Raw genomic sequence first — 12,843 nt, forward strand, 5'->3', positions numbered from 1 at the left:
GGCGTGCTATCTGGCTTGGAAATGGAGTGGATAAAAATTGGAGCGGGAAACGAGACTCGAACTCGCGACCCCGACCTTGGCAAGGTCGTGCTCTACCAACTGAGCTATTCCCGCATTGAGATGCTTGTTGCATCCTGCTGTTAACTGGTTTGTTGGAAAACCACAGCATTACTTCTGGAGCATTACTTCTGGAGCATTACTTCTGGAGATGTAAATTTTGGAGCGGGAAACGAGACTCGAACTCGCGACCCCGACCTTGGCAAGGTCGTGCTCTACCAACTGAGCTATTCCCGCGTCGCATGGTACTACTTCTTTTTCTAAGTCTTTTTTCTAAATCTAAACAGGTACTTAAAATTTGGAGCGGGAAACGAGACTCGAACTCGCGACCCCGACCTTGGCAAGGTCGTGCTCTACCAACTGAGCTATTCCCGCTCTGCGCACCCAACAAAATTCTTCATCGGTACGGGGTGCGCATTATACGAGAAATCCTTTCCCTAGCAAGCCCCTGGAAGCAAAAAAACGTGTTTTTTGTTTAAGTGCCGATTAAAACAACAAACCGATGATTTAAGCAGCGGAACACGGTGATTTCGTGTTCCACAGTGGGGTTAAATGAATATCTAAATATTTACCCTAAATCACACAACTTGCCGAGGCGTTGGGGCACGGGGATTTAAAGCTGAATAAAATGCTCGCGGTAATACGCTAATTCAGCAACCGATTCGCGGATATCGTCTAATGCCTGATGGGTGTTTTGTTTCTTAAATCCGCCGAGTACCTCTGGCTTCCAGCGACGCGCCAGCTCTTTCAACGTGCTCACATCCAGATAGCGGTAATGGAAATAGGTCTCCAACTGCGGCATGTATTTAAACAGGAAACGGCGATCCTGGCCGACGCTGTTGCCACAAATTGGCGATTTGCCCGCCGGAACCCACTGTTGCAGGAACTCGATGGTTTTGAGCTGCGCCGCATTATCATCAAACGTACTGGCTTTCACCCGTTCCACCAAACCGCTGCCCGTATGAGTGCGCACGTTCCACTCATCCATCAGCGCCAGTTGAGCATCAGACTGATGAACCGCCATGACGGGCCCCTCCGCCAGAATATTCAGATTTGCATCAGTCACCAGGGTGGCAATCTCAATGATGCGATCACGTTCAGGGTCAAGCCCGGTCATTTCCAGATCGATCCAGATTAAATTACTGTCATTTCCTGCCATGATATTTCCTGTTAACGGTCTGTCGCTGAATGCTGTTGCACCAACAATCAGAAGTTTATGAGAGACGCCTCGAGTAACCGCCAGCCAGCAACGGTTAATAAATACGAAATAGCTGGTATCATAGACGTTTTGGTCGCACCGAGCGATTAAAGCCAGTCAAGTGAGGCGCAGTGACTAAGTCAAAACTGTCTAAAGGGCAACAACGTCGCGTTCAGACTAACCACCAGCGTCGTCTGAACCAGACCGACAAACGGAAAGAGCTGGACGACTCCCTGCATGGCGAACCGCAAGACGGCGTGGTGATCAGCCGTTTCGGGATGCATGCGGACGTTGAAGCTGCCGACGGCAGCCAGCACCGTTGCAATATTCGCCGAACCATCCGCTCTCTGGTCACCGGCGACCGTGTCGTATGGCGCGCTGGCGAAAATGCCAGTGTCAAAGGCATCGTCGAGGCGGTACATGAGCGTACCTCTGTTCTGACACGCCCAGACTTTTATGACGGCGTAAAACCTATCGCCGCCAATATCGACCAGATCGTGATTGTTTCCGCCATTTTACCCGAGCTGTCGCTCAATATTATCGACCGTTATCTGGTGGCTTGTGAAACAGTGGAAGTTGAGCCGCTGATTGTACTCAACAAAATTGACCTGCTTGACGACGATGGCCGCAAGTTCGTCAAAGGGATGATGGACATCTACCGCAAGATTAATTATCGCGTACTCGAAGTCTCCAGCCAGACCGGTGAAGGGATGCCAGCATTTGAAACTGCACTGACCGACCGCATCAGTATTTTCGCCGGTCAGTCAGGGGTGGGGAAATCCAGCCTGCTGAACGCATTACTGCCACCGGAAGAAAAACAGATCGTGGTCAATCAAGTCTCAGACAACTCAGGCCTGGGTCAGCACACCACGACTGCAGCTCGTCTTTACCACTTCCAGCATGGTGGCGACGTGATCGACTCCCCCGGCGTGCGCGAGTTCGGTCTGTGGCACCTTGCGCCAGAGCAGATCACTCAGGGCTTTGTCGAATTCAGACCTTTCCTTGGTTACTGTAAATTCCGCGACTGCAAACATGGCAGCGATCCAGGCTGTGCTATTCGTGATGCCGTAGAACGTGGGGATATTGCCGAGGAGCGTTTCGACAACTATCACCGCATTCTGGAAAGCATGGAAGACGTAAAAACACGTAAAAACACGTAAGAGCTTTGATACATTATAATAGTTAACTGTTTGAATTATTAACCGATTGGTGAAATTCAGAGCCCATCGGTTAACTGAGGTCAATAGCGGATATTGAAGCGATGATTTACCCTCGTTAAAATCCGCAGCTTTACACTGCGTTGTTGGCTTAAAACGGCCCGACCACCATGCTCAATGTTGCTCTGACTCTGAGCAACCTGCCCAATTTCCGCGCCGCGAATCCCGGCGCGATGACATCACCCAAGAGGTTCCCCGTGCTGGACAGTATCAAAATCAAGCTTCAATACTTACTTCCTAAACAAGGTCTGACCCGGCTGGCTGGCTGGGGCGCAGAGAAGCGTGCAGCGATGCTGACGCATTGGGTTATCAAAGGTTTTGCCCGTTATTACAACGTCGACATGAAAGAAGCCAAGGATCCGGATCTCAAATCTTACCCGACGTTCAATGAGTTCTTCGTCCGTCCGCTGCGCGAAGGCGCTCGCCCGGTGGTCAGTGGCCTGGATATGCTCTGCCTGCCCGCCGATGGCGCAGTCAGCCAATTAGGTGCCATCGCCGACGGCAAACTGTTCCAAGCTAAAGGCCATTTTTATTCTTTAGAAGCTTTGCTGGCGGGAAATTATCTGCTGGCAGAGGAGTTTAAAGACGGTCAGTTCGCCACCATTTATCTCGCGCCTCGCGACTATCACCGCGTCCATATGCCGTGCGATGGCGTACTGCGTGAAATGATCTATGTCCCGGGCGATCTGTTTTCGGTTAACCCGCTGACCGCTGCCAATGTGCCGAATTTGTTTGCACGCAATGAGCGCGTTATCTGCGTGTTTGATACTGAATTTGGCCCGATGGTGCAGATTTTAGTCGGTGCGACCATCGTCGGCAGTATTGAAACCGTATGGGCAGGCTGTGTGACGCCGCCGCGCGAAGGCATTATCAAACGCTGGACTTACCCTGCCGAGGGCAGTGAAGGCGCAATTGCGTTGGAGAAAGGTGAGGAAATGGGCCGCTTTAAACTAGGGTCCACCGTGATCAACCTGTTTGCTGCAGGCCAGATCACCTTCATGCCATCGCTGAGTAACGGTACGGTCACTCGCATGGGCGCGCCTTTTGCCGAAGCTCTCCGTCAGCACACGCCAGTAAAAAACGACACCGTTGGGATCGCGAAAAGCGAGCCGGTAGTCGCTGATGACATCATTGCGTCGACCGAGGCCGCGCCATCACCCGTAGGCATGGCGCAGGCTGGCGTGACTAAACCGGCTGCCCCGCCGGAAGAGATCTGACACCTTCCCGACCCAACAGATTAAAAGGAAATATCGAGTGCGCCTGATCCCTGCGTTACTGATGAGTTTACTGCTGGCCCTGCCGATGATCGCCAACGCGGCACCGTCGGAAGACCAGCTCAAACAAGAGCTGAAACAAGCTGAAGCCAATAAGGAAATGGCAAATCAGGCACAGGTGGTCGAAGCATTACAAAGCGCGTTGAACTGGCTGGGTGAAGCACGTGCCTCATCGCAACGCGCTGAACAATATCAGAAAGTGATCGATGATTTCCCGAAGTTGACGCAAGGGTTACGTCAGGAATTGCAGGCACCGGGCGACACGCCTCTGCCTGTCGATAACAACATGACCGCCGCTCAGTTGGATCAGCAAATCTTGCAGGTCAGCAGCCAGCTTTTGGAAGAAGCCCGCCAGTTAAGACAGGAGCAGGATCGCTCACGAGATATCAGCGACTCCCTCAGCCAGATCCCGCAGCAACAATCAGAAGCCCGCAACGCGCTCAGTGATATTGAGCAACGCATGCAGTCCAGTGTGGCTTCTGGTAATGCTTCACAGCTTGCTCAGGCGCAAATGAATGCTTTGCAGGCCGAGTCTGCCGCACGAAAAGCCAAAGTCGATGAACTGGAGCTGGCTCAGCTTTCAGCGAACAACCGGCAGGAGTTGTCGAGAATGCGCGCTGATTTGTACAAAAAGCGCCACGATCGTCTCGATCAACAACTTCAGACGCTGCGCAATAATCTCAACAGCCAGCGCCAGCGTGAAGCCGAACAAGCCATCGAGAAAACGGAGCTGCTGGCAGAGCAAAGCGGCGAACTTCCCGCGTCAGTCAACCAACAGTTACAAGCTAACCGCGAGCTCTCTCTGGCGCTGAACCAGCAGGCGCAGCGCATGGATTTGATCTCCTCGCAGCAACGTCAGGCAGCCGCCCAAACTCTGCAAGTCCGTCAGGCACTGAGTACCATACGTGAACAGGCGCAGTGGTTAGGTGCCTCGAATCTCTTGGCTGAAACCCTGCGGGCGCAGGTGGCGAAATTACCAGAAGTGCCCAAGCCACAGCAGTTAGACCGCGATATGGGCCAGTTGCGGGTACAGCGTCTGCATTACGAAGACCTGCTCGATAAGCAAGCACTGCTCCGGCAGGTACGTCAGGACGACGGCACACCGCTGACCACCGCACAGCAAAAAATCCTTGATGCGCAGTTGCGGACTCAGCGGGATTTACTCAATTCGCTACTCTCTGGATGCGATTCACAGATTTTAGAACTGACCAAGCTGAAGGTCGCGAACAGTCAGTTGGTCGACGCGCTTAACGATATTCATGAGGCCGCCCACCGTTATTTATTTTGGGTCGCTGACGTCAGTCCTATCACCTTCTCCTACCCGCTACAGGTCGCACATGATCTGACCCGCTTGCTGTCGCTGGACACGCTGTCACAACTCAGCAGCGCTTCACTGATGATGGTCACCAGCAAGGAGACGTTAATCCCGCTGTTTACCGCCCTGATTCTGGTGATTATCAGCATCAGTTCGCGCCGTCACTATTACGCGTTTCTGGAGCGCGCAAGTAGCCGCGTGGGAAAAGTGACGCAGGACCATTTCTCTCTGACGTTGCGAACGGTGTTTTGGTCAATTCTGGTGGCCTTGCCGTTGCCGGTGCTGTGGGCCGCGTTAGGCTTCGGGTTGCAAAGTGCCTGGCCTTACCCGATTGCAGTTGCTATCGGCGATGGCGTTACTGCCACCCTGCCCATCCTGTGGGCGTTTATGATCAGTGCTACGCTGGCACATCCACAGGGTTTGTTCGTGGCGCATTTTGGCTGGTCACAGCGTGCGGTTTCCCGTGCGATGCGCTACTACATGATGTCGATCTGGCTGATGGTGCCGCTTATCATGGCGTTAATCACCTTTGATAATCTCAATGACCGCGAGTTCTCCAATACCCTTGGGCGCCTCTGTTTTATCCTGCTGTGTCTGGCATTAAGTTTGGTGACCCACAGCCTGAAACGAGCTGGGATCCCGCTCTATCTGGATAAAAAAGGCAATGGCGAAAACCTGCTCAATAACGCGCTGTGGTGGCTGTTGTTAAGCGCTCCGATGCTCGCCGGGCTGGCTTCGCTGTTAGGGTATTTGGCGACGGCACAGGCTCTCCTGGCCAGGCTGGAAACCTCGGTGGCGATCTGGTTTGTCTTGCTGGTGATCTACCATATTATCCGCCGCTGGATGCTGATTCAGCGCCGCCGCATTGCCTTTGAACGTGCAAAACAGCGGCGGGCCGAAATGCTCAGCCAGCGCGCCCGCGGTGAAGAAGAATCACAACATGCCAACAGTAACGAAGGCTCGATCGAGATTGAGGAACCGGAGGTGGATCTGGACGCGATCAGCGCGCAGTCTCTGCGGCTGGTGAGATCGATCCTGACCATGGTTGCTTTTGTTTCGGTGATCTTCTTGTGGTCGGAGATCCATTCCGCTTTCTCCTTCCTTGAGAATATTCATCTCTGGCAGGTGTCTTCCGTCAATCAGGGGGTTGAAAGTATGCAACCGATCACCCTGGGGGCTGTATTGATCGCTATTTTGGTGTTGATCATCACCACACAGTTGGTGCGAAATCTCCCCGCGCTGCTTGAACTGGCCCTGTTACAGCATCTGGATCTGACGCCCGGCACCGGTTACGCCGTGCTCACCATTACCAAGTACGTCCTGATAATTGTTGGCGGTGTAAGTGCTTTCTCGCTGTTAGGGATCGAATGGGCCAAGTTACAGTGGCTGATCGCCGCACTGGGTGTGGGCCTGGGCTTTGGTTTGCAGGAGATCTTCGCCAACTTCATTTCCGGTTTGATCATCCTGTTTGAGAAACCGATCCGCATCGGCGATACCGTGACGATCCGCAACCTGACAGGCAGCATCACCAAGATCAATACCCGTGCAACCACCATTGCTGACTGGGATCGCAAAGAGATCATCGTGCCTAACAAGGCATTCATCACCGAACAGTTTATCAACTGGTCACTTTCTGATTCCGTCACTCGCGTGGTGTTAACGGTTCCTGCACCGTCTGAAGCCAATAGCGAAGAGGTGACGGAACTCCTGCTGAGCGCAGCTCATCGCTGTTCGCTGGTGCTGGATAACCCGGCACCGGAAGTTTATCTGGTCGATTTACAGCAAGGGATTCAGATTTTCGAATTGCGCATGCACGCAGCTGAAATGGCCCACCGTATGCCACTGAGACATGAAATCCACCAGCTGATTCTGGCGGGCTTCCATGAACACGGCATTATCCTGCCATTCCCACCGTTCCAGGTGCGTATGGAAACTCTGCGCCGGGCGCAAAATGGCAGTAATGCCACCTTTACCACTACGAGTGGTAGTAACATGACCAGCAGCAGCGCGCGCTCACCAGGGGATTTATAACGCAGCCGGTATATGCCTGGCCGGGGTAACGTCTAAAAGCTTAAAGGCCGACAATTCACATTGCCGGCCTTTTTTGACTTCATTTTCTACATTCTACAGTGTCAGCCGGTCAGGCTCTCATCACCGGGAATGCCAAAATTTCACTGAGACTGTCAGCACCTAATGCAATCATAATCAGACGGTCAACGCCGAGTGCCACGCCGGAACATTCAGGCATTCCGTGTTCAAGTGCGTCTAATAAATTGTTGTCCACCGGGTGTACCGGTAAACCGCGCGCGGCACGTTTTTGGTTGTCCTGCGCAAAGCGCTGACGTTGCTCACGGCTGTCAGTCAATTCACGGAAACCATTCGCCAGTTCCACGCCTTTGTAATAGACCTCAAAACGTTCTGCCACGCGGTGATCTTCGGTGCTAATTTCAGCCAAAGAAGCTTGGGTCGCCGGGAAGTGATAAACAAAGGTCGGTTTATCGCGCCCAATGTGCGGCTCAACGCCCATAGTGAACAGCAGTTGCAACAATGTGTCGCGGTCTTCCTCGGTGTCGGCAATGTTCGACAGATCAAGTTTTGCCGCCACTTCTCTCAATTGGGTTTTATCGGCGGAGAGCGGGTCGATATCCAGATGGCGGGTAAATACCTGCTGGTATGAGAGAGTTTCCGCCGTTTCGCAGTCCAGCACCTGTTGCAGTAAATCGTCCACTTCATTCATCAGACGGTACATATCATAACGCGGACGGTACCACTCCAGCATGGTGAATTCAGGATTGTGATGACGCCCCGCTTCCTCATTACGAAAGCTCTTGCCCATCTGATAAATCGGCCCGCTGCCTGCTGCCAGCAGCCTTTTCATATGATATTCAGGGCTAGTCATCAGGTACAACGTCATGCCATCTGCGACGCCGGGGCCGACAAAGCGGGTTTCAAAAGGCACAAGATGTACATCAGTCACCGTGGATTGACTCATGGCCGGTGTTTCAACTTCTAATACGCCACGATCGGCAAAAAAACGTCGAATTTCGGCGACGATTGCCGCGCGCTTCAACAAATTGGCGATAGGAGCACTGGGTTGCCAGCTTGCTGTTTCGCTCATGGTGCTTAACTCCGAAGTGAGAAAGGGCATGCAGTCTACCTGCATCCACACAGGCAAACAAATATGTCATTCTGCGCCTCAGATCAGCAACAGACGCAACAGAAAGCCGAAATCAGCGTTCACATCAAATTTCTGTTCTACCCCTTAGGTATAATAATCCCTTACAAATAATAAGAATACTCACCTCTGAGACAGTACCTGTGTGCCATCAGAGTTAACTAAGCCATCAATAATGCTGGCTACTCGACGGGTCACAAGGCCCGACATCATGATCATAGTGGAGGAATGCAGTGCAAACCTTTAACGCCGACATTGTAATTATAGGTGCTGGTGGGGCTGGTTTACGCGCAGCTATAGCAGCAGCGGAAGCCAACCCCAGCCTTAACATAGCGCTGATATCGAAAGTTTACCCGATGCGCAGCCATACCGTGGCTGCCGAAGGTGGCTCAGCCGCAGTCACTCAGGATCACGACAGTTTCGACTATCATTTCCAGGACACCGTGTCCGGCGGGGATTGGTTGTGCGAACAGGATGTGGTGGATCATTTTGTACATCAGTGCCCGCAGGAAATGGCACAACTCGAAATTTGGGGCTGTCCGTGGAGCCGCAAAGAGGATGGGTCAGTCAACGTACGTCGCTTCGGCGGCATGAAGATCGAGCGCACCTGGTTCGCAGCCGATAAAACCGGTTTCCACATCCTGCATACCCTGTTCCAAACCTCACTGAAATATCCGAAAATCAAACGCTTCGATGAACATTTCGTGCTCGATATTTTGGTTGATGACGGCCGTGTTCACGGCTTGATCGCGATTAATATGATGGAAGGTACGCGGATTCAGATTCGCGCCAACGCCGTCGTAATGGCCACCGGGGGCGCAGGTCGCGTTTACCGCTACAACACCAATGGCGGGATTGTGACCGGCGATGGTATGGGCATGGCCTTCCGCCACGGCGTTCCTCTGCGTGACATGGAATTTGTGCAATACCACCCGACCGGCCTGCCAGGTTCCGGTATCCTGATGACCGAAGGCTGTCGTGGTGAAGGTGGCATTCTGATCAATAAAGAAGGCTATCGTTATTTGCAGGACTACGGCATGGGCCCGGAAACGCCGCTCGGTGAGCCGAAAAACAAGTACATGGAACTCGGCCCGCGCGACAAGGTGTCACAAGCCTTCTGGCACGAATGGCGCGCCGGACGCACCGAATCCACCCCACGCGGTGATGTGGTCTATCTCGATTTACGCCACCTGGGCGAGAAGAAACTGCTCGAACGTCTGCCGTTTATCTGCGAACTGGCGAAAGCCTACGTTGGCGTTGACCCGGTAAAAGAACCTATCCCGGTGCGCCCTACCGCGCATTACACCATGGGCGGTATTGAAACCAACGCGCAGTGCGAAACCCGAATTAAAGGGCTGTTTGCCGTTGGTGAATGCTCTTCGGTCGGTCTGCATGGCGCAAATCGTCTTGGTTCAAACTCATTGGCCGAACTGGTGGTGTTTGGCCGCATGGCCGGGGAACAGGCTGCCATACGCGCCACTGAATCGATCAAACCGGCCAATACCGCAGCACTCGATGCTCAGGTTGCTGACGTTGAAAATCGTTTAGCCGCATTGATGGCACAAGAAGGCGATGAAAGTTGGGCGACGATTCGTGATGAAATGGGCATGTCGATGGAAGAAGGCTGCGGCATTTACCGTACGCCGGAACTGATGCAGAAAACCATCGACAAACTGGCTGAGCTGAAAGAACGCTTTAAACGAGTAAAAATCAAAGACACCTCCAGCGTATTCAACACCGATCTGCTTTATACCCTCGAACTGGGTTACGGGCTGGATGTCGCGGAATGTATGGCGCACTCCGCATTTAACCGCAGAGAATCGCGCGGCGCACATCAACGTCTGGATGAAGGCTGCACCGAGCGCGATGACGTAAACTTCCTCAAGCACACGCTGGCGTTTTACCAACCAGACACCGCACCGCGCCTCGAATATGGCGATGTAAAAATCACCACGTTGCCGCCTGCCAAACGCGTCTACGGTGGTGAGTCAGAAGCTCAGGATAAAAAAAACAAGGAGCAATCTCATGGCTGAGTTGAAGAGCCGGAAGGTTGAGATCATGCGTTACAACCCGGAAGTCGACAGTGCGCCGCATCCGGTCGTTTATGACGTGCCTTTCGATGAGACGACATCGTTGCTCGATGCATTAGGTTACATCAAAGATAATCTGGCCCCTGATTTGTCCTACCGCTGGTCGTGCCGTATGGCGATTTGTGGCTCGTGCGGCATGATGGTGGATAACGTTCCCAAACTGGCATGTAAAACTTTCCTGCGCGAATATCCACAAGGGATGAAAATCGCCGCACTGGGCAATTTCCCTGTCGAACGCGATCTGGTGGTCGATATGACTCACTTTATCGAAAGCCTGGAAGCCATTAAGCCTTATATCATCGGTAACCCGCGTGATGCCTCACAGGGTCCGGGGAATCAAACCCCCGCGCAGATGGAGAAATACCATCAGTTCTCCGGCTGTATTAACTGTGGTTTATGTTACGCCGCCTGCCCGCAATTCGGTTTAAACCCGGAGTTCATCGGCCCGGCAGCCATCACGCTGGCGCACCGCTACAACCTCGACAACCGCGATCACGGCAAACAGCAACGTATGGCTCAGCTTAATGGCGACAATGGCGTCTGGAGCTGCACCTTCGTGGGCTACTGTTCTGAAGTCTGTCCGAAACATGTGGATCCTGCAGCGGCTATTCAGCAAGGCAAAGTGGAAAACGCGAAAGATTTCATGATTGCGAGGCTCAGACCGCAATGAGGGAACAAAAGATGATGAATACGCCAAGCAAACGTAAGCCTTACGTCCACGAGATGAAGGCCAACTGGTGGAAAAAGTCCGGGTTTTATCGCTTTTATATGCTGCGTGAAGGCACCGCCGTTCCGGCAGTCTGGTTCAGCCTGTTGCTACTGGCCGGGTTGTTCTCGCTGAAACATGGCGTGGAAAGCTGGGCCAGTTTCGTCGGTTTTCTGCAAAATCCCATCGTGATGGTGATTAACCTGATCGCCCTGCTGGCCGCATTGCTGCATACCAAAACCTGGTTCGAGCTGGCACCGAAGGCTTCAATCATTATTGTCAAGAACCAGAAAATGGGTCCTGAGCCGGTGATTGGTGCATTTTGGGTGATCACAGTGATTGTCACGCTGGCCATTCTGGCTATCGCCTTATTCTATTAACGGAGGACATGATGAATAAAACGCTTCCAAAGCGCTCTGACGAACCGGTCTTCTGGGGACTTTTCGGCGCAGGTGGTATGTGGAGTGCGATCTTCGCGCCGGTCATGATCCTGCTGGTGTGCTTTCTGCTGCCGCTCGGTTTTTTCCCAGCGGATGCACTGAGCTATCCACGGATCCTGGCGTTCGCGCAAAGCTGGATCGGACGTCTGTTCCTGTTACTGATGATCGCTCTGCCATTGTGGTGCGGTTTACACCGCATGCACCATGCCATGCATGATTTGAAAATTCATGTTCCGGCCGGAAAATGGGTCTTCTACGGGCTGGCGAGTATTCTCACCGTCGTCACCGTGATCGTTCTCATCAGAATATAAATATCTCAGGCGGCTCATTCGCGAGCCGCTTTCCCTCTCCTGCATTTCCTGTTTCCCCCACTGTTACCTACACTTAGAGCACACCCTGAGGAAGGAACTGCTATGCGAATTTGGTCAAAAATCGGCGTTCTGGTATCGGCAGTAATGTCTGTTGCCTGCAGCGTCACCCCACCAGCCGACGTCAAAATCGTCAATAACTTCGAACTAAACCGCTATCTCGGCACCTGGTATGAGGTCGCACGTCTGGATCACAGCTTTGAAAGCGGACTGGAGCAAGTCACGGCCAATTACAGTATGCGACCCGACGGCGGCGTAAAAATCATCAACCGGGGCTTTAATCCGAAAAAACAGAAATGGCAGGAAAGCGAGGGCAAGGGCTATTTCACCGGACCGACTTCACGCGCAGCGCTTAAAGTCTCCTTCTTCGGCCCATTCTATGGCGGATACAACGTCATCGAACTCGATAAGGATTACCAGTACGCGCTGGTGTGTGGCCCGAACAAAAGCTATCTGTGGATTCTGTCCCGAACGCCTACGCTCAGCGAGGATGTAAAACACAAGCTGCTGAATACCGCGCAACAATACGGTTTTGATATCAATCAGTTAATTTGGGTGAAGCAACCTTAGAAGGGGTCACTGCCTGCATGCGACTGCAGGCAGAATCTGCATACATCGGGGGAGATTAAACGCGAAAATTATTGCGCGCTTTTTTGAATGGCTTGTCCACCGGCAGAAACGTCTTCACCCACACCACGAGTGGTGTTACACGCCGTCAGCGCGCTGGAGAGTACCAAAACAGACAAAATGGCGAGAATACTTTTCTTCAGCATATAAATTTCCTTCCTATAAGAGAATGATAAGTAAGACCACCTAAGTGTAGTAAAAAAAACACAGCGCGAGGTTTTAAAGAGGATTTTAGGAAAGATGGAAAACAGCGGCTGAAGGGATCAGCCCGCTCTGGATATAGCCCCCCCCAAATGCTGGATGTCTTCACCAAAACCGTGAACAGTATTACAGCCGGATAACGAAGCCAGCACCATCATTGAAACCAGGATAAACA

12 protein-coding genes and 3 tRNA genes are annotated in these 12,843 nt (G+C 52.6%); 8 read left to right on the forward strand and 7 right to left on the reverse strand.

The annotated features are described in order from the left end of the window. Positions 1-38 precede the first annotated feature (38 nt). The 4 genes from EAH77_RS13510 to orn form a co-directional block, all read right to left on the reverse strand. Positions 39-114: transfer RNA gene (locus EAH77_RS13510), tRNA-Gly, on the reverse strand. A gap of 104 nt (positions 115-218) precedes the next feature. Continuing rightward, positions 219-294, reverse strand: a tRNA-Gly gene (locus tag EAH77_RS13515). A 62-nt stretch (positions 295-356) separates the two neighbouring features. Next, positions 357-432: transfer RNA gene (locus EAH77_RS13520), tRNA-Gly, on the reverse strand. A gap of 238 nt (positions 433-670) precedes the next feature. Then, positions 671-1,216, reverse strand: a complete 546-nt coding sequence (gene orn, locus EAH77_RS13525; RefSeq protein ID WP_140473331.1) for an oligoribonuclease — start codon at positions 1,214-1,216, stop codon at positions 671-673. A 170-nt stretch (positions 1,217-1,386) separates the two neighbouring features. On the opposite strand from orn, the gene rsgA reads away from it, so the two are divergent. From rsgA to mscM, 3 genes are all read left to right on the forward strand, one after another. Continuing rightward, the gene (gene rsgA / locus EAH77_RS13530) at positions 1,387-2,415 is read left to right on the forward strand and encodes a small ribosomal subunit biogenesis GTPase RsgA (protein WP_140473332.1); all 1,029 of its coding nucleotides are present in this window, start codon (positions 1,387-1,389) and stop codon (positions 2,413-2,415) included. Positions 2,416-2,669: 254 nt separating this feature from the next. Next, positions 2,670-3,689 (forward strand): archaetidylserine decarboxylase, encoded by a 1,020-nt coding sequence (gene asd / locus EAH77_RS13535; protein ID WP_241673458.1) that lies wholly within the window; start codon positions 2,670-2,672, stop codon positions 3,687-3,689. Positions 3,690-3,726: 37 nt separating this feature from the next. Continuing rightward, complete coding sequence (gene mscM / locus EAH77_RS13540) at positions 3,727-7,092, forward strand: miniconductance mechanosensitive channel MscM (RefSeq protein WP_140473333.1); 3,366 nt, start codon at positions 3,727-3,729, stop codon at positions 7,090-7,092. Between the two features lie 109 nt (positions 7,093-7,201). Here the strand turns inward: mscM and epmA are convergent, their stop codons facing one another. After that, entirely contained in the window at positions 7,202-8,179 is a 978-nt protein-coding gene (epmA, locus tag EAH77_RS13545) for an elongation factor P--(R)-beta-lysine ligase (protein WP_140473334.1), read from the reverse strand. A gap of 290 nt (positions 8,180-8,469) precedes the next feature. On the opposite strand from epmA, the gene frdA reads away from it, so the two are divergent. From frdA to blc, 5 genes are all read left to right on the forward strand, one after another. Further along, a complete protein-coding gene (frdA, locus tag EAH77_RS13550) occupies positions 8,470-10,269 on the forward strand; it encodes a fumarate reductase (quinol) flavoprotein subunit (protein ID WP_140473335.1) in 1,800 nt (599 codons plus the stop codon). Beyond that, positions 10,262-10,996, forward strand: coding sequence for a succinate dehydrogenase/fumarate reductase iron-sulfur subunit (locus tag EAH77_RS13555; RefSeq protein WP_140473336.1), 735 nt, complete (start codon positions 10,262-10,264; stop codon positions 10,994-10,996). Before frdA ends, EAH77_RS13555 begins: the two co-directional genes overlap by 8 nt. A gap of 11 nt (positions 10,997-11,007) precedes the next feature. Next, positions 11,008-11,412 (forward strand): fumarate reductase subunit FrdC, encoded by a 405-nt coding sequence (gene frdC / locus EAH77_RS13560; protein ID WP_140473337.1) that lies wholly within the window; start codon positions 11,008-11,010, stop codon positions 11,410-11,412. 11 nt (positions 11,413-11,423) lie between these two features. Continuing rightward, the gene (gene frdD, locus EAH77_RS13565; RefSeq protein WP_431306766.1) at positions 11,424-11,783 is read left to right on the forward strand and encodes a fumarate reductase subunit FrdD; all 360 of its coding nucleotides are present in this window, start codon (positions 11,424-11,426) and stop codon (positions 11,781-11,783) included. Between the two features lie 102 nt (positions 11,784-11,885). After that, positions 11,886-12,410 (forward strand): outer membrane lipoprotein Blc, encoded by a 525-nt coding sequence (gene blc / locus EAH77_RS13570; protein WP_140473339.1) that lies wholly within the window; start codon positions 11,886-11,888, stop codon positions 12,408-12,410. A gap of 68 nt (positions 12,411-12,478) precedes the next feature. Here blc and EAH77_RS13575 read toward each other — a convergent pair whose 3' ends face one another. Beyond that, positions 12,479-12,613: an entericidin A/B family lipoprotein gene (locus EAH77_RS13575; protein WP_014333643.1), complete on the reverse strand. Its 135-nt coding sequence runs from the start codon at positions 12,611-12,613 to the stop codon at positions 12,479-12,481. Between the two features lie 117 nt (positions 12,614-12,730). After that, positions 12,731-12,826, reverse strand: a complete 96-nt coding sequence (locus EAH77_RS13580; protein WP_431306771.1) for an entericidin A/B family lipoprotein — start codon at positions 12,824-12,826, stop codon at positions 12,731-12,733. Positions 12,827-12,843: the final 17 nt, after the last annotated feature.

Origin of the sequence: Ewingella americana, from assembly GCF_006438725.1 — a bacterium.
Taxonomy (GTDB): Bacteria; Pseudomonadota; Gammaproteobacteria; order Enterobacterales; family Enterobacteriaceae; genus Ewingella; species Ewingella americana_A.